This window comes from Peptoniphilus harei (assembly GCF_900454685.1).
Lineage (GTDB): Bacteria > Bacillota > Clostridia > Tissierellales > Peptoniphilaceae > Peptoniphilus_A > Peptoniphilus_A harei.
Window position 1 is genome coordinate 96103 of the sequence record NZ_UATM01000032.1, and the last position, 17099, is coordinate 113201.

Sequence of the window (17099 nt, forward strand, 5' to 3'; positions counted from 1 at the left end):
AAGTACAATATTATTTATCGTTAATTAAGTATTTGTATCAAAATTTAGGATGATTTAAAATTGAAAGCTAAATCTATATCAAATGTTGAAAAAAATTTAATGACTTCGGGATCTATTTGGAAGACTATTCTTTTATTTTCCCTTCCCCTAATTTTTGGAAATCTTCTCCAACAAACCTACAACACAATCGACTCCATGATTGTTGGAAATTATGTTGGGAGTAACGCCTTGGCAGCTGTTGGGTCAAGTACCCATCTTATTAATCTCTTAATTTCTTTTAGCCAGGGGATTGCTGTTGGTTGCGGAGTTCTAGTTTCGCAATCCATGGGTGGATCAAATCAAAAGAATATGAGACTTGCCGTCCACACTTCTCTTGCTCTTGCAGTTGCCTTTGGACTTTTAATTTCCATAATGGGCTACATCTTTGCACCCTGGCTCCTAGAAAAAATGGACACACCAGCTGAGGTTATGGGAGAGTCGATTGCTTATCTTAGGTTTTTTTCCTTTGGACTTGTTTTTAATATTATTTACAACATGGAGGCAGGAATTTTAAATGCCGTGGGAAATTCTAAGAGGTCTCTTCTCTATCTTGGGATTGCTTCTTTTACCAATGTAATCTTAGACTTTTTACTTATTAAAAGATTTGGAATGGGAGTTAAGGGAGCTGCTATTGCTACTAATATTAGCCAGGCCCTTTCAGCCCTTCTTGCCCTCTTGTTCTTAATTAGGGTTCCAGATATTTACAAGGTTCATCTTTCTAGAATAAGAATACATAAGGACATGGTCTTAAATATTTTAAAGGTTGGGGTTCCAACTGCAATTCAAAACACAGTTATTTCTCTTTCAAATGTCATAATGCAATCCTCTGTCAACGTCTTTGGCGCCTTGCCAATGGCAGGTTTTGGTGCCTTTGTAAAGATTGATGGTTTTAACATCTTACCTGTCTTAAGTCTTAGCATGGCAATCACAACCTTTGTTGGGCAAAACTACGGTGCAGGTCAAATTGAAAGAATTAAAAAGGGTATGTGGACCACTCTTGCCATGACAGTTTTTTATACAATCATAAGTGGGACTCTCCTTTATAATTTTGCACCAAAATTAATCGGCCTTTTTACAAACGATGTAAGGGTTATCGAGGCCGGTGTTCTCGCCAGCAGGTTCTTCTGTCCCTTCTACTTCTTACTTGCCATTATGCATTCACTTGCCGGCACAGTGAGAGGAACTGGAAAAACAATTCCACCTATGATAATTCTCATCTTGTCACTTTGTATCTTTAGGATCCTAGCAGCAAAATTTGTAATTCCACACTATAACACAATAGAAAATGTTTATAAACTCTATCCCATCTCCTGGGTTATTGGGGTCATCTTAATGGTTGCTTACACCCTTAAGGCTGACTGGCTTGGTGAAAAATAAATTTTATAAAAATAAAAGCATTGATTGAATTTTCTCAACCAATGCTTTTTTGTTTCTCTAATTTTTAATTTATTAGTTTTCTTTGAAACCTTCGTAAAGATTTCCTTCCATTTCATCAACATATTTTTGAGCGTTCATAGCTGCAACTGCACCATCGCCTGCTGCGTTTACAACTTGACGAACTGTCTTCTTTCTAATGTCTCCAGCTGCAAAAACTCCTGGCACATTAGTCCTCATTTCTTCGTCAGTCTTGATATACCTGTCATCAGTAAGTTCAACCTTACCTTCAAACATTTCTGTGCTTGGGATATAACCAATAAAGACAAAAATTCCAAAAGGATCATCAGACTTAATTGACCTATCTTCTCCTGTCTTTGTGTCATGTAAAATCATTTCATTTACAATCTTGTCGCCCTTGATTTCCTTAACTGTTGTATTCCAGATAAAGTCAATCTTGTCGTTGTTAAAGGCTTGTTCTTGAAGAACCTTTGAAGCCCTAAGCTCGTCTCTTCTGTGGATAATGTAAACTTTCTTTGCAAAGTTTGTGATGAAAAGTGCTTCTTGAACAGCAGAGTCACCGCCACCAACTACATAAACAACTTCATCTTCATAAAAAGCTGCGTCACAAGTTGAACAATAGCTTACACCACGGCCCTTGTATTCCTTTTCTCCAGGTGCACCAATTTCTCTTGGAGATGCTCCTGTTGCAATAATCACAGACTTAGCTTCGTAAGAATCTACATAGCACTCGATCTTTTTGACTTCTCCATCAAGTTCCATGTCTTCAACTTGGTCCATTACAATTTCTGCACCAAATTTCTTGGCTTGGTCTGCCATTTTTTTACCAAGTTCCACACCATCTATTGAATCGATGCCTGGATAGTTTTCCACTTGAGTAGTTTCAGCGATTTGACCGCCTTCAATTCCCTTTTCTATTATTAAAGTTTTCTTTTTACTTCTTGCTGCATAAAGACCTGCAGTTAAACCTGCTGGACCTCCACCAATTATTATAATATCGTACATTCTATCCCTCCAATTCTTATTATACCCAAAAATATTTTTTTGTATATAATAGAAGATAGGTGATTAAATGGAATTAAAAATGAATTTTTCAACGACATACTTTTTGCTAATAAATATTTTGGTCTTTGGCCTATCTCTTATTATGTATTATCTCTTAAACAAGAAGGGAGCCAAGACCTATGAAGAGAAGCTTGACTTAAATTATTATGAGAAGGCCTACCTATATAAGGGCCCAAACTTTATCTATAACTCCATCATAGCTATGATCCTAAGGGCTCATGCCTCTGGAAATATTAAAATGGAAAAAAATTACTACAAGACAAAAAATGGCCAAGATAAGGTAGAATTTATTTTAAAAAACTTAAATGTCTCTGGACTGGATAAAGGAGAAAGAAAACTTTTTGAGATACTCTTTTCCCTTGGAGATGGGTCTTCGGTTTCAACAAGGCAAATGGACAAACTAAGAAGAACTGAAGCAGATAATTACAACAAGAAGTTCAACGACTTTATCTACTTTTTAGAAGATGAGATGGTGGCAAAAAAACTCTTCACAAGAGAAAAAAATACCCTAAAGATTTTTCTCTCATTTGTAGTTTTTTCAATTTTATTTTTTGTGGGAATAGTGACAGTTTATAACGAAAGATTTTTTGGAATCGCAAGTATTGTGGCCTCCCTTTTCTTTTACGCATCACTAATAACCACTTTCTCCAAGATGACAGACCTTGGCAACAAAAAATTTAGAGAACTAGAAAAAGTAGAAGAAGAATTAAAAGCTGGAAGAAGAACAAGTGAAGATGACCTCCTGCTTGCCCTTGGCCTTGGACTCAAGTACGAGAACATAAAAAATATTTATGAAAAACTGGGTGATGAAGCCTACGAAATTTATCTCGATGAGGACTTTTATAAGACCTTTAAGACAGCCCTAGTAGGCGACCATCTTTTAGTTAGAAATTAAATAAATTTTCCATTAAAAAAACTGTGATTTTTATCACAGTTTCTTTTTTTATTTAAAATTCGCAAATTATTATTTTTCCCTGGCCTTCTATTTTCACTTTTTCTTCTACTAGATAGATTGCTGAGAATTTTTCAAAGTCCTTACCTTGAACTTTTAGGTCTGAATCGTAGTTAAAGATTACTGCTCTTTTGTCTGCCTTAAATTCAAGATTATTAATATTTAAAGAGAACATCTTGGCATCTTGTCCCTTTTTATAGATTAGGTTAAAGTCTCTGACGTCTCCTGATGATTTTGTTGAGTCATCTCCATCAAAAAATAATACTTCAAAGGGATCTAATGTAAATTTATTCCCATCACTTTCAATATTCATCACATTGTCAATTGGTGTGATGTACCTATAAAAGCCTGTGTAAGGTGTGTAGACTGATTCTTTGTCATTGCAAGTTGCTGTTGAAATCCTAAAGTCAAAGTTTTTTTCACCAACGCTTGCATCTTCTGGGTAGATAAAAACTTCTGTTGTTACACCTGCAGACCATTTTGAATCTTTAAATTCTTCTTTTTTTATAAATTTCATTTAGTCCTCCAATAATTCTCTAAGCTTTCCTGTCACCTTGTAATCAACTTTTTGAAGTTCAGAAATATTTTTTGCTCCATTTAACATCATTAGCATCTTAGTTTTTTCCATTAGACCGTCAATATATTTTAAGGTGTATTCGTATCCACCACGAACTATATAGGAAAGAATTTCTCCACTAATTGCTGTCATGTCTGCTCCAAGGCAGATACTCTTCACTATATCCAAGGAAGTTTTTATTCCACCTGATGCTATTAAATACATGTCATCATAATTAAGCTTCTTTGCTTCAATTAAACTTAGGGCAGTTGGTATTCCCCAAGAAAATAAATCTGATATATCTGCATTGGGTTCTCTTAGATTTTCGATTTCAAAAAAGTTGGATCCACCATAGCCAGATATGTCTACATATTTAACTCCAACATCATGAAGCTTTTTCACTGTCTTTTGCGACATTCCAAAGCCAACTTCCTTTACTATTACAGGGACTTCAGATTTTTTTACAATCTTTTCTATATTATTTAAGATTCCACAAAAGTTTCTTTCGCCCTCAACTTGGACAAGTTCTTGGGCTGGGTTTAAGTGGATTTGGATTGCATCTGCCTTTAAGAGGTCAACTGCTAGTTTTGCATCTTCTGTACTAGAGAAACCAGATAAGTTTGAGATGACAATTCCATCTTTTATAATTTCTCTTACAATTTCAAAGGACTTTCTTGAATCTTCATCTTCTAGGGCAATGGTTTGTGAGCCAACTGCCATGGGAAGGTCGTACTCCACCGCAACATTTGCAAGAGATCTATTTATTTCCTCTGAAAGATTTGAGCCGCCAGTCATGGCGTTAATCATAAGGGGAAACTTTACTTTTTTATCTAAAAAATTAATGCTTGTATCAATTTCATCATAACTTATCTCTGGAAGAGAGTCATTATACAAAAAGATATCAGAAAAAAGCGGGTCGCCAACATAGGTTGAGCGAAGGAAATTTTCTATATGTTCTGTCTTTCTATATTTCCTCATTACATCCTCCTTTATAACAAATAAATAATATCATCTTTAAATTTTTTTTACAAGAAAGGACTATTAAAAATGCTGGCCCCAATCTTGTCTCCATCATGCCTTATAAATCCATCTTTGATTTCTATAAATTCCCCTTCTGTTAGCCTTACATTTTTTTCTTTGAAGTATTTTCTGTCTTCTTCTGTGGCAAAGATGGGTCTCGATTCATCCTTATTGTAATAATTTTGGTAAATTTCTTCTGTTGCCCTTAGGTCATTGGCTATGACTTCATCAATAAATTCATAGTTTGAATGTTTTAATATGGCCTCGAAGTGGTCCTTCAAAGAATAGTCTTTTGTCTCTCCCTTTTGAGTCATGGCATTGGCAATATAAATCACTCTGGCCTTTGTATCTCTTAGGGCTTCATTGATTCCTCCAACTAAAAAGTTGGGGATAATTGAAGTGTAAAGAGATCCTGGACCAATAATGACAATGTCAGATGATAAAATCGCTTTCACAGCTTCATCATTTGCCTTTGGATAGTGGGGAATCATAGACATTTTTTCAATTTTCGTGTTCAACCTATAACACATTTTTGGGATGTAGGACTCTCCCACAACCTTATCCTTAGACGCAAACTCTGCAACAAGATGAGTCTCATCTAGGGTAACGGGAATTACCTTGCCTGTCACATTAAAAACACTGGACATTTCAAGCAAGGCCTTATCAAAGGACCCAAAAATATCAGTCAGGGCAGCAATTAAAATATTTCCCACATTTTGATCCTTCAAAGATCCCGATTTGAACCTATAATTCAACAAGTCCCTCATAGTCTTGTCGGTATTGGAAAGAGCAATGAGACATCTTCTCACATCTCCTGGTGGAAGAATATTTAGTTCCTGCCTTAATATTCCACTTCCTCCACCGTCATCAGACATGGAGACAACAGCCGAAATATCCTCGCTATAATCTTTTAGTCCACGCAAAATAGTGGAGATACCTGTACCTCCACCTAGGACTACTATCTTTTTTTCCATAAATTTTTCTCCATATCTCTGTGAGTTACATAGGTAGACTTGTACTCTTCCTTTAGAATTCTACCTATCTCCTCAGCTATAGCAACTGACCTGTGAAAGCCTCCAGTGCAACCAATCCCAATCGTAAGAACTCTCTTTTGCTCTGCCATATAATTTGGTATCAAAAACTTCAAGAGGTCAATAGTCTTATCAATAAATTCTTTTGTCACATCCCACTTCATTACATAGGACCTCACTTCTTCAGTCTTTCCATTTAAGTCCTTAAGTTCTTTAATATAAAAAGGATTTGGCAAAAATCTCACATCAAAAACAAGGTCAGCATCCCTTAAGATGCCAGACTTAAAGCCAAAACTTGAAACCTCAATGGCAAAGTTGTCCTTTTCATCATAGGACACAAAGGCCATTAATTGCTTTCTCAGATTTTTCGTAGAAAGTCCTGTAGTGTCAATGACAAAATCAGCGCTGTCTTTGATTTTTGAAAGAGTTGCTTCCTCAAAATTATAACCATCAACAATGGACCTGTTCATTGGGTGAGGCCTTCTCAGTTCCTTGTACCTTGCAATAATAGTTTCCATATCGGCATAGAGGAACAAGAGCCTGATTTTTAAATTCATTCCTTTTAGCTCTTCATAAGCAGAATAGAAATCATTAAAAAGCTCCCCACTCCTCATGTCTACAACAGCAGCCACCTTTTCAAAGTTTTTGCTCTTTGCATCAAGGGCAATGTTGCAAAACTTTGGCAAAAGGGCTGGTGCTAGATTATCCATGGCATAATAGCCAAGGTCTTCAAAGACATCTAGGGCATAGGATTTGCCCGATCCACTCATTCCCGTAATAATTATAATTTCCATTTTATCACCAACTTAAAGACTCCTAATCACCAATAATTTTAACTTCCCTCTCCAAAGTAACGTCAAACTTATCGTGAACGACCTTTTGTACAATTTCTATAGTTTCAAGTATATCTTGGGCAGTAGCCTTATTCTTATTTACAACGAAGCCGCAGTGCTTTTGACTAATTCCTGCTCCCTTATGAGTAAATCCCCTTAGGCCTGAATCATCAATTAGCTTTCCAGCGAAATAACCTGTAGGCCTCTTGAAGGTAGATCCAGCAGAAGGCATATCAAGAGGTTGCTTGTCAGCTCTTCTTTGGTCAAATTCTTCATATTTTTCTCTTATTTCATCTTTGTTTCCATCTTCAAGAGAAAAAGTTGCACCGAGGACAATTAAGTCCCTCTCTTGAACTAGAGAATGCCTGTAGGCAAAATTCATCTCATCACCAGGAATTTCAATAACCTTTAAATTTTCATCAAGAAGCCTTACGCTCTTACAAACATTTTTAATTTCGCCATCATAGGCACCTGCATTCATGACAATGGCACCACCAAGAGAACCTGGGATACCGTGAGCAAACTCAAGACCAGTAAGAGAATTTTTCATGGCAAACTCACTAATCTTTTTCATGCTGGCACCCGTTCCTGCAAAAATTTCCTTGTCAGAAACTTTTTTCACATCATTTAATTTATTTTTTAACTTTATAATAATCCCGTCAAAACCCTTGTCCTTGACAATAATATTAGTACAGTTTCCAAGAATATAATAATTGTAATTATTTTTTCTAATAGATTTTAGAATTTCTATAAGAGACTCTTCATCATTTGGTTTAATGAGAAGCTTAGCAGGACCACCAACACAAAAAGAAGTGTGGTTCTTCATTGGCTCGTCATAGAAAAAATCTCCCAAATTTTCATTTATATCAAATAACATAAAACACCTCAATTAAATACTAGATTAATTATATCATTGAAAGAGGGGAAAAGAAAAAGAGAATTGGTATCCTCTTTTAGATCTTCAAAAAGATGATGAAAAAGTTTTTAAAAGCTGACGCTTTTATATTTCTTTATAAGGAGGGGGAGCCAGGGGCGGGCGAGGCCCCTGACCCCCTCCTTAAACCTCCCCCCTAACCCCATCGCCCTGGCAGGGGCCCGACCCATTAATACGCAAAAAGCTCTTCGACTAAAAATTTCAAACTCACTTCGTTCAAACAATGAAATTTTTTTAACGTCTCCGAACTTTTTGCTTACTGCTTTATAAGCTTGCAGTTTATTGGCAAGCTTTACGACCTTATAATATTTCGACGAGCTGGGGCACTCCATCAGCTCACTGTTTAAGTATGAAGTTGTAATTTGTTGTGAAGTCACAAAAAATTACAAGCTCACATTTTTTCTTAAGTCATAGTTTATTATGAAGTCAGAGTTTTTTATTAAGTCATAAAAAAAAAAAAAAAAACAACTTCACAAATAATTATGAAATTATAAAAAAAGCTTAACAATTAACAATTTAAGCTTCTTTTAATAGAAAAGTTTATTCAAATCATAAGGTAGGCTCAAGTAACTCAAAATAAGTTTGAATTTGTGTAATGGTAAAACCGTGAACTAAGGTTGAAGAACCCCGTAAGGCAAGACAGCCGTTAAAAAATTCAACTGTTTGAGTTAAGCGATTAAGTAAACAAGTAATTGTGATTCAATCCTAATTGATTTATAGGTTTTTTAATCGCAACTATTTAAGCTTAACGAGTTTTGAATTTTAGGCTGTCTGCCGCTCGGGGTTGTTGGCAAAGGCCCCCGCCAGGTCGTTGAAGGTGTTGGGGGTGCCCCGGAGGGGGAAGGACCAATCGAAAGGTCCTAGCCCCCTCCGGAAAGGGAATAGTAAAGCATAGCTTTACAAAAACTTATTTAAAATAAAAAGCTTATCAAAAAATAAGAATTATAAAAGCGAAGCTTTTACTAAAACTTTTCACTAAAAAAGCAGCCTTTTTCTCGGCTGCTTTCATTTTTCTTAAAATTTATTTTTCTAAAATTCTATTTTTCTTTTAATATCTCTAGGGCTTTTTGAAGTTGTGTATCTGTCTCTTGATAGTCTATACCTATACCCTTAATATTTTCGGGAAGGTCTACTTCCACGTCTGGCTCTATTCCCAATTTATTTATTGAGTCGCCACTTGGTGTGAAGTATTCTGATGTTGTCAGTTTTAATCCGTCTCCTTCTGGCAAAGCAATTACATTTTGAACTACTCCCTTGCCATAGGTTTTTTTGCCAACAATTTTTGCCCTATCTAGGTCACTTATGGCTCCTGCCAAAATTTCTGAGGCTGATGCTGATCCTTCGTTGACGAGGACTACCATCTTGATGTCATTGTACTTGTCATCTGTCTTGTAGTCTTCTATGACTTCTCCCTTGTTGTTTTTCAATGTAACAAAGCTTGTCTTTGGAAGTATTGCGTCTCCAATTTCATAGGCAGCGTCAACTACTCCTCCAGGGTTACCCCTCATGTCTAGGACTATTCCCTTGACTCCATCGTCAGTGAGTTCTTGTAAAACTTTTTTGAAGTCCTTACCTGTCTCTTCGTCAAACATTGTTATACCAATGTAGCCATAGTCTCCGATTTTATTTTTTAAGACAGAGTCGATTTTTATCTCTTCTCTTTTGATTTCAACTTCTTCTGTCTTTAAGTTTTTCTTTTTTAAAAGTAAAATCTTGACGCTTGTTCCTGCTTGACCACGCATCTCTTTTGAGGCCTGATCAATTTTTTCTGCTGAGAAGTCCTTGCCATTGATTTTTAAAATCTTATCTCCAGATTCAACCCCAGCCCTATCAGCTGGCGATCCCTTTATAGGCGAAACTACAGTTACGCTTCCATCCTCTGCAGGAGAAATTATAACTCCAACACCTTGAAACTTACCCGTAGTTTGTTCTGACAATTTTTTCATCTCATCTTTTGTAAGATATTGTGAATAAGGATCTTCTAACCCTGCAACTAATCCCTTTAAGATTCCTGCCTCAAGATTTTCTTCTTTTATATCCTTATTGTAAAGATAATTTTCTTTTAAATATTTCTCAAGAAGAACTACCTTTCCAAAGTTTTCATTTGTTCCTAAAATGCTTTTTACTGTGTATATTCTCGTAACAACAGCAGTTGCCAATATTAAAATTGCAACTGCTGCCACTTTTAAAAATTTATTCTTTTTCATTATACATATCCCAATGGATTTACTGGCGATCCATTTACCCTAACTTCAAAGTGAAGGTGAGGTCCTGTTGATAGACCTGTGGAACCTACAAAGGCCACAACGTCTCCTGCTGAAACAGAGTCACCTACTGACTTATTAAGTGCTGAACAGTGAGCATAGACTGTCACTGTGTCTCCGTGATCTATCATAATAACATTTCCATATCCACTCATAAGTCTTGATAAAATAACTGTACCTGACTTAGCAGCAACTATAGGTGTTCCACTTGGTGCTGGTATATCTACACCTGAGTGGAATTTAGAATAACCTAAGATAGGGTGAGTTCTATAGCCAAATGGTGATGATATTGAGTAATGACCTGGAACTGGCCAAGTATATGCTTGTCCATCTCTTGGTCTTGATGCAACGCTTATGTTGCTGTTAACTCTATTTGTCCTGTTGGCAGATGCTCTTTCAGCCCTCTTCTTAGCTTCTTCTTCTCTTTTCTTTTGGACTTCAATTTCTTTTTGAAGTTTTAAAATTTCAAGGTCTAGGTTTTGCCAGTCTGATTGAGCCTTTTCAAATTCAATCTTGTAAGCATCAATGTTTTTTTCAAGAACTTTCATGTACTCATTCTTTGCATTAACTGCATCTTGGTAGCCTTGTCTTTCAGACTCAACTTCTGCCTTAGTAACTGTAACTTTTTCTCTATCAACTTTTAATCTTTCTTCAGTCTTTTTTATTGTGTCAATTTGAGTTTTTATGTACTCAATAAGTTCTCTGTCAGCCTTTGCGATTGAAGAAATAATTTCGTTGTTTCTAAGTAATTCTTCTATATCCTTGGAGTTTAATAAAACTTCAATATAGTTGACATTGCCCCTCTTATACATTTCTCTAAGTCTTGATCTTAGGGATTTTGTATTGGCCTCAAGATTTGCTTGAGCTTCTTCCAATTTCTTTTGGTTAGCAGCAATATCTTGATTTAATTTATTTATTTCTTTTTCAAGAGACGCTATCTTATTAGACTTCTCTTGAATCTTTGCATCAAGGCCTGCTATTTCATCAGTAACAGACTTTTTTTCTGATTCTGTATTAGAAATATTAGCCTTTTGCTCCTTAATTTTTGAATTAACCTGTTTTCTTTGTTCAATTTTTTCATCTTTTTCAATAGTCAGACTCTTAGAAGACTTGGCAAAACTTGCACTTGGAGCCGCCATTATGGCAGCAAGGCAAATTGCAAGAATCTTTCTCTTACTATACATTCTTTCACCTACACATCTAAAAACTTTTTAGTTGAGAATAGGGATCCAAAAAATCCAATTCCAACTCCAATGCATAAAAACATTATATACAAGTCAGCCCTAACAGACAAGGCACTTATCATATCCACGCCTGTGATATCGTTAAGTTGAGGATTTAACCTATCAAATATTATTCCGTAAAGTCTCAGTGTCAAAAATCCCGAAAGGGCTGAACCTAGAATTCCGAAAATAATTCCATTTATTAAGAAGGGTCCTCTTATATAAGTATTAGTTGCTCCAACATACTTCATTATGTTTATTTCCTTTTCCATGTTTGAAATTGCAATCTTAATTGTATTGTGAATAATTAAAATTGAAATTAAAACTAGGATTAGGACAATTGCTGCTCCCACATACTTAACTCCATTTTGAAGTTTCATCATTTGAGTGACAAAGTCATAATAATAATTGTGGTCTTCAACAATTGGGAGGTCCTTGTACTTATCTTCAATTTCCTTTCCATAGGAAAGTTCCTTCATTTCTACTGTAATGGAAGCTGGTAGGGGATTTCCTCCAGGAATATTTTCTAAAATTGTGGAGTTTTCTCCAAAACCTTCTTTAAACTCTTCTAGAGCCTCTTCTTTAGATACATAGGAAACTTTTTTTACCTTTTTATTGCCGTCAAGTTCATCGATAAATTCATTTACATCCTTGGGATTTACATCATCCTTTAAGAAAAATACAACTTTATCGAGCTTTTCTCCTGTTTGATAGACCATTCCATTTATATTTAGAATCATAAGTATAACTACGCCAAAAAGTGTAAGCATAGCTGTAATAGAAATTACAGAAGTAAAGGACATAGTCTTGTTTCGCCAAAGGCTGGAGAAGGATTCTCTCAAAAGATTAAAGAACTGTCTTATTGCCTTCATAGTAACCTCCTTCTCTTATATCCGAAACAATGGAACCATTATCAAGGGTAACAACCCTCTTATTAAATTTATCAACAATATTAACTGCGTGAGTCGCCATAATAATAGTCTTGCCATCATCATTAATGTTTTTTAGGGCAGACATAATGTCCCAAGCAGTGGATTCATCAAGGTTACCTGTTGGCTCATCACAAACTAGGTAAGGAGCATCGTTTACTATTGCCCTTGCAATGGCAACCCTTTGTGATTCTCCACCAGAAAGTTCTGATGGATAGTCCTTTACCTTGTCACTTAGGTTTACAAGATCAAGTGCATATCCCACTTTCTTATTAATTTCTTTTTTCGATTCTCCAAGAATTTCTAGAGCAAAGGCCACATTTTCAAAAACAGTCTTTTTCTCTAAAAGTCTGAAGTCTTGGAAGACAACAGAAATATTCCTCCTAAGTTTAGGAATCATATATTTTGAAATTTTAGTTATATCATCGTCGCCAATAAAAATCTTTCCACGATTTACCTTCTCTTCTCTAATGAGGAGCTTTATCATAGTAGATTTTCCAGCACCTGATGGACCAACTAAGAAAACAAAATCGCCGCGGGGCACTTCAATATTAATATTAGAAAGTGCAGCAACGCCGTTGTTGTATTCCTTATATACATTTTCAAATTTTATCATAAAAACACCTTTCTATAATCTTAATCAATTATATTACAAAGCGGTTACAAATGTACAGTCCTTTTGTTAATTTTACCAATTAAGCTCACAATATAGTAATATTTTTAAGACTTAAAAGCAAATTTATAAAAATAAATAAAAAAATATTTTACATTTCCTTACACTTCGTGTATAATTTTGAAGTAAAAAAGTAATTTATTTAAATGTAGGAGGAATTATGCAAAGATACATTGGTACAGTAGTACGTGGAATCCGTACACCTATTGTAAAAAGTGGAGACAATCTAGTAAATATTGTCGTTGATTCCCTAGGAAAAGCTCTTGAATCAGAAAATATTTCTGTTAGAGATAAGGATATTGTTGCAGTAACTGAATCACTAGTTGCTAGAGCTCAAAATAACTATGCAACAATTGATGATATTGCAGAAGATATTAATAAAAAATTCGACAAGGAAATCGGAATTGTGTTCCCAATCCTTAGCCGTAACAGATTTTCAACAATCCTTAGAGGAATTGCAAAATCAGGAAAAAAAGTACATTTTCTCTTCTCCTACCCATCTGACGAAGTTGGAAATTCACTAATGGATCCAAGTCTTCTTTATGAAGCAAAGATAAATCCATTTGCAGATGTCCTAGAAGAAAAAGATTACAGAAGAATCTTTGGCGAAGAAGTTAAGCACGAATTCACAGGAATTGATTATGTGACACTTTACAAGGAAATTTGTGGTGGTAACTGCGAAATCCACTTCTCAAATGATCCTAAGACTATCTTAAACTACACAGACGAAGTTCTTATTGGATCAACTCACACAAGATTTTCAATAAAAAGACTTTTAAAAGACGAAGGAGCAAAAGTTGTTCTTGGTCTTGACGATATATTAAATGAATCCATCAACGGAAGTGGCTACAACGAAGAGTTTGGTCTACTTGGCTCAAACTTTGCATCTGACACAAGATTAAAATTGTTCCCAAGAGATGGAGAAACTTTTGTAAATGAAGTTCAAAAGAAATTAATCGAAAAATACAACAAGCAAGTTGAAGTTATGATCTACGGCGACGGTGCCTTCAAAGATCCAGTTGGAAAAATCTGGGAACTTGCAGATCCAGTTGTCTCACCTGCTCACACTGATGGACTTGCTGGCCAACCAAGCGAACTTAAAATCAAATACATTGCAGATACTGACCTAAAGGATATGGATACTGAACACGCAACTGCTGCTATGAAAGAAAAAATCTCTCATAAGAACAAGGACCTTGTTGGTAAAGACGAAACTCTTGGAACTACTCCAAGAAGAATTACTGACTTACTTGGAAGTCTCTGTGACCTTACAAGTGGTTCAGGAGACAAGGGTACTCCAGTAGTTTATATCCAAGGTTACTTCGATAACTTTGCAAGCGAATAATATATAAAATTTATGCCACCCATGAGGGTGGCTTTTTTTCTTACAGATTTTTAATTTTTGTTTAAATTCTTTTTTCATCTCTATCACGTTTTTAATCCTTTACTTTCTCTAAAACTTATTAACTTATTCTTATCCTACTTCTCTTTAGTAAAACTCTTACTATAACTCAAGAATTTTTTCTATAATATAAATTAAATCTAATAAACTTTCCTAAGATATTACTCAAATTTTTACGACTTCACAATCTTTTACTACTTCATAAAAAATTGTAACTCTATAATAAATTTTTAATTCATAGGACTTTTTCGCTTAAAAATAATAAAAACATTCTCTAATAATAAAAATAATCTAGCACAAGGATAAATAAATTTTTGCAATAAAAAAAACAGGTGTCATAAACACCTGCCACATTTCTAATATAAAAAGATTTTATGAAATCATCTTTGCGTCTTTATATGTTACATCTTCATCTAAAACTGTAACTTGAACTGTTGATGTCAAAACGTCAGAATAAGTGTAACTTGCTGTCACTAATTCTTCTCCGTTAAAAACCTCAAGTACAAAAAGACTTGGGTAAGTTGCCTTTAGAATTCCCTTTCTAGTTACAATTTTTTTCCTGCCCTTGTTGGCCCTTACGATAACTTTCTTTCCTATGTGGTTTTCAAGTTCTTTCTTGATTATTTGCATTTGATTCATTCGATACCCATTCCTTCCAGACCTATTAATATTGATTAATTATACATTAAAAAAGTCCTCTTGTCAAATAAATCTATAATTTTACTCCATAAAAAAAACTTTGTCAATAAAATTTTACAAGAAATTTTATAATAAGTTAAAAATATTTTTATGACCTTTAGAATAAACTAACAATATTTTTTACACGTTAAATTTTTTTACATAATTTTTTTATTTCTTTCTTCAAATGCCTTGCAAACTTGTATTTTCTTAAATAAAGGTGGATTTTTCTAAACAACTATTGTATAATTATGTATTGTTATTGAGTGGATTGGAGGTATTGATGCAAGAAAAGAAAAAAGTCATTCTTGGAATGAGTGGCGGTGTTGATTCATCTGTCTCTGCAATTCTCTTAAAGGAAGCTGGCTACGACGTTACAGCAGTCTTTATGAGGAACTGGGCAGAAGATGATGGCATGTGCACTGCCCGAGAAGATTATATAGATGTTGTCTCTGTATGCTCTCAACTTGGCATTAAATATTTTACTGTCAACTTTGAAAAAGAGTATAGAGATAGGGTTTTTTCTTATTTCCTAAGTGAATATAAAAAAGGCAGAACTCCAAATCCAGATGTTATGTGCAATACTGAAATAAAATTCAAGGCCTTCCTTGACTATGCAATGGATTTTGATGCTGATTATATTGCTATGGGTCACTATGCCAGGACTAAAAAAGTTGATGGCAAGACTTACCTCTTAAAGGGCTTAGATAATAATAAGGACCAATCCTACTTTTTATCAAGGGTTAAGTCAGAAGCACTTGAAAAAACTCTCTTCCCTGTTGGCGATTTAACTAAGGATGAAGTAAGGCGCATCGCAGAAAAATATGAACTCTCTACTGCTTCTAAGAAGGATTCGACTGGAATCTGTTTTATTGGAGAAAGAGATTTCAATGAGTTTTTAGATCAATTTCTATTTACCAAGCCCGGTAAAATTGTGGACGAAAAGGGCAAGGTATTGGGAGAACACTCCGGCCTTATGCACTACACTATTGGTCAAAGGCGTGGAATTGGCATTGGTGGCGTAGGAAGTGGAGAACCCTTCTTCGTTGCTGATAAGGATTTAAAAAACAATCTTTTAATTGTGGCTCAAGGGATTAACAACCCCGTTCTTTATAAGGACAAGTTTGAAGTGGAAGATATTTTCTGGATTACAGAAAATCCTTCTCTTCCAGTGGACTTATCTGTTAAAATAAGATACAGGGCAAATGATCAGGCTGCCACATTGGAAAAAGTAAATGATAAATATGTTGTTAAACTGAAAAAACCACTTAAGGGTGTCACACCTGGTCAAGTGTGTGTTTTTTATCAAGGCGATGTTTGTCTTGGTTCAGGTATTATAAAATAATTTTTGGAGGTATATATGAAACTAGTTTTAAACAAAAGAGATGCTAAGGGTAAAAACAAAGTTGATAAACTTAGAGCAAATGGTGAAATCCCAGGAGTTCTTTACTCAAAGGGTAATGAAGCAAGAATGGTAAGTGGTCTTGAAAAAGATCTTCTAAAGGCTTATAGCCAAGAAGGATACTCAAACATTTTCGAAATCGAACTTGATGGCGAAACTGTATCTGTACTTTTCAAGGAAGTTCAAATGCACCACATTAAAAATGCTATGGTTCACTTTGACCTATACGAAATCGACATGAACACTGAAATCACTGTTGAAGTACCAGTTGTTCTTGAAGGTAGAGATGAAATTAGAGTTCAACCTTCTTCATTAATCCAAGTACTAAACGAAATAGAAGTTATCTGTCTACCAAAATATCTTCCATCAGAAGCTATTGTAAATGTTGCTGAAATGCAAATTGGTGACGCTAAGACTGTTGCTGACCTTGACATTTATGGCGACGAAAACATCAAAATTGATCTTGAAGCAGATGAAACTGTTGCAACTCTTGTTGAACCAACTGAAGAAGAAGAACCAGAAGAAGAAGCAGAAGAAGTTTCTGCAGAAGTTCCTACTGTTTCTGAAACTGAAGAAAAAGAAGAAGAGGAAGAATAATTTTAACTATTATAAAAAGGGCTCATGGAGCCCCTTTTTTTTGCCCTAAATTAGGGCTTATTTATTTTTTATAAACTTCTTAAATTATATTTCTAAAATTTTAATA

General features: G+C 35.0%; 16 protein-coding genes. 5 read left to right on the forward strand and 11 right to left on the reverse strand.

What is annotated here, in order from left to right; genetic code table 11:
- The first annotated feature begins 60 nt into the window (after positions 1 to 60).
- Positions 61 to 1416 carry an MATE family efflux transporter gene (locus DRZ96_RS01895; RefSeq protein ID WP_112889359.1) on the forward strand — a complete coding sequence of 452 codons (1356 nt, stop codon included), beginning with the start codon at positions 61 to 63 and terminating at the stop codon, positions 1414 to 1416.
- 72 nt (positions 1417 to 1488) lie between these two features.
- Here the strand turns inward: DRZ96_RS01895 and trxB are convergent, their stop codons facing one another.
- Positions 1489 to 2439 carry a thioredoxin-disulfide reductase gene (gene trxB / locus DRZ96_RS01900; RefSeq protein ID WP_112889360.1) on the reverse strand — a complete coding sequence of 317 codons (951 nt, stop codon included), beginning with the start codon at positions 2437 to 2439 and terminating at the stop codon, positions 1489 to 1491.
- A gap of 67 nt (positions 2440 to 2506) precedes the next feature.
- Here trxB and DRZ96_RS01905 point away from each other — a divergent pair, with 67 nt between their 5' ends.
- Positions 2507 to 3394 (forward strand): DUF2207 family protein, encoded by an 888-nt coding sequence (locus tag DRZ96_RS01905; RefSeq protein WP_112889361.1) that lies wholly within the window; start codon positions 2507 to 2509, stop codon positions 3392 to 3394.
- Positions 3395 to 3446: 52 nt separating this feature from the next.
- On the opposite strand, the gene DRZ96_RS01910 is transcribed toward DRZ96_RS01905, so the two are convergent.
- The 9 genes from DRZ96_RS01910 to ftsE all read right to left on the reverse strand — a co-directional run bounded on the left by DRZ96_RS01910 (position 3447) and on the right by ftsE (position 12857).
- The gene (locus DRZ96_RS01910; protein ID WP_112889362.1) at positions 3447 to 3968 is read right to left on the reverse strand and encodes a HutD family protein; all 522 of its coding nucleotides are present in this window, start codon (positions 3966 to 3968) and stop codon (positions 3447 to 3449) included.
- Positions 3969 to 4985, reverse strand: a complete 1017-nt coding sequence (gene fni, locus DRZ96_RS01915) for a type 2 isopentenyl-diphosphate Delta-isomerase (protein WP_112889363.1) — start codon at positions 4983 to 4985, stop codon at positions 3969 to 3971.
- Between the two features lie 47 nt (positions 4986 to 5032).
- Positions 5033 to 6001, reverse strand: a complete 969-nt coding sequence (locus tag DRZ96_RS01920; protein ID WP_112889364.1) for a gluconeogenesis factor YvcK family protein — start codon at positions 5999 to 6001, stop codon at positions 5033 to 5035.
- Positions 5986 to 6852, reverse strand: coding sequence for an RNase adapter RapZ (gene rapZ / locus DRZ96_RS01925; protein WP_112889271.1), 867 nt, complete (start codon positions 6850 to 6852; stop codon positions 5986 to 5988). The genes DRZ96_RS01920 and rapZ overlap by 16 nt, the downstream gene beginning before the upstream one ends.
- A 22-nt stretch (positions 6853 to 6874) precedes the next feature.
- Positions 6875 to 7768: a UDP-N-acetylmuramate dehydrogenase gene (murB, locus tag DRZ96_RS01930; RefSeq protein ID WP_112889272.1), complete on the reverse strand. Its 894-nt coding sequence runs from the start codon at positions 7766 to 7768 to the stop codon at positions 6875 to 6877.
- Positions 7769 to 8862: 1094 nt separating this feature from the next.
- On the reverse strand, positions 8863 to 10032 hold the full coding sequence (locus DRZ96_RS01940; RefSeq protein ID WP_112889366.1) for a S41 family peptidase: 1170 nt from the start codon (positions 10030 to 10032) through the stop codon (positions 8863 to 8865).
- The gene (locus tag DRZ96_RS01945) at positions 10032 to 11273 is read right to left on the reverse strand and encodes a murein hydrolase activator EnvC family protein (protein ID WP_112889367.1); all 1242 of its coding nucleotides are present in this window, start codon (positions 11271 to 11273) and stop codon (positions 10032 to 10034) included. The genes DRZ96_RS01940 and DRZ96_RS01945 overlap by 1 nt, the downstream gene beginning before the upstream one ends.
- An 8-nt stretch (positions 11274 to 11281) precedes the next feature.
- Positions 11282 to 12184, reverse strand: a complete 903-nt coding sequence (gene ftsX / locus DRZ96_RS01950) for a permease-like cell division protein FtsX (protein ID WP_112889368.1) — start codon at positions 12182 to 12184, stop codon at positions 11282 to 11284.
- A complete protein-coding gene (ftsE, locus tag DRZ96_RS01955) occupies positions 12159 to 12857 on the reverse strand; it encodes a cell division ATP-binding protein FtsE (protein ID WP_112889369.1) in 699 nt (232 codons plus the stop codon). The genes ftsX and ftsE overlap by 26 nt, the downstream gene beginning before the upstream one ends.
- A 217-nt stretch (positions 12858 to 13074) precedes the next feature.
- On the opposite strand from ftsE, the gene DRZ96_RS01960 reads away from it, so the two are divergent.
- A complete protein-coding gene (locus DRZ96_RS01960; RefSeq protein WP_112889370.1) occupies positions 13075 to 14259 on the forward strand; it encodes a coenzyme F420-0:L-glutamate ligase in 1185 nt (394 codons plus the stop codon).
- Positions 14260 to 14688: 429 nt separating this feature from the next.
- Here DRZ96_RS01960 and DRZ96_RS01965 read toward each other — a convergent pair whose 3' ends face one another.
- Positions 14689 to 14955 carry a Veg family protein gene (locus tag DRZ96_RS01965; RefSeq protein ID WP_070701817.1) on the reverse strand — a complete coding sequence of 89 codons (267 nt, stop codon included), beginning with the start codon at positions 14953 to 14955 and terminating at the stop codon, positions 14689 to 14691.
- 322 nt (positions 14956 to 15277) lie between these two features.
- On the opposite strand from DRZ96_RS01965, the gene mnmA reads away from it, so the two are divergent.
- Together mnmA and DRZ96_RS01975 are read left to right on the forward strand one after the other, a co-directional pair.
- On the forward strand, positions 15278 to 16339 hold the full coding sequence (gene mnmA / locus DRZ96_RS01970; RefSeq protein WP_112889371.1) for a tRNA 2-thiouridine(34) synthase MnmA: 1062 nt from the start codon (positions 15278 to 15280) through the stop codon (positions 16337 to 16339).
- Positions 16340 to 16354: 15 nt separating this feature from the next.
- A complete protein-coding gene (locus tag DRZ96_RS01975; RefSeq protein ID WP_112889372.1) occupies positions 16355 to 16993 on the forward strand; it encodes a 50S ribosomal protein L25 in 639 nt (212 codons plus the stop codon).
- Positions 16994 to 17099 lie beyond the last annotated feature (106 nt).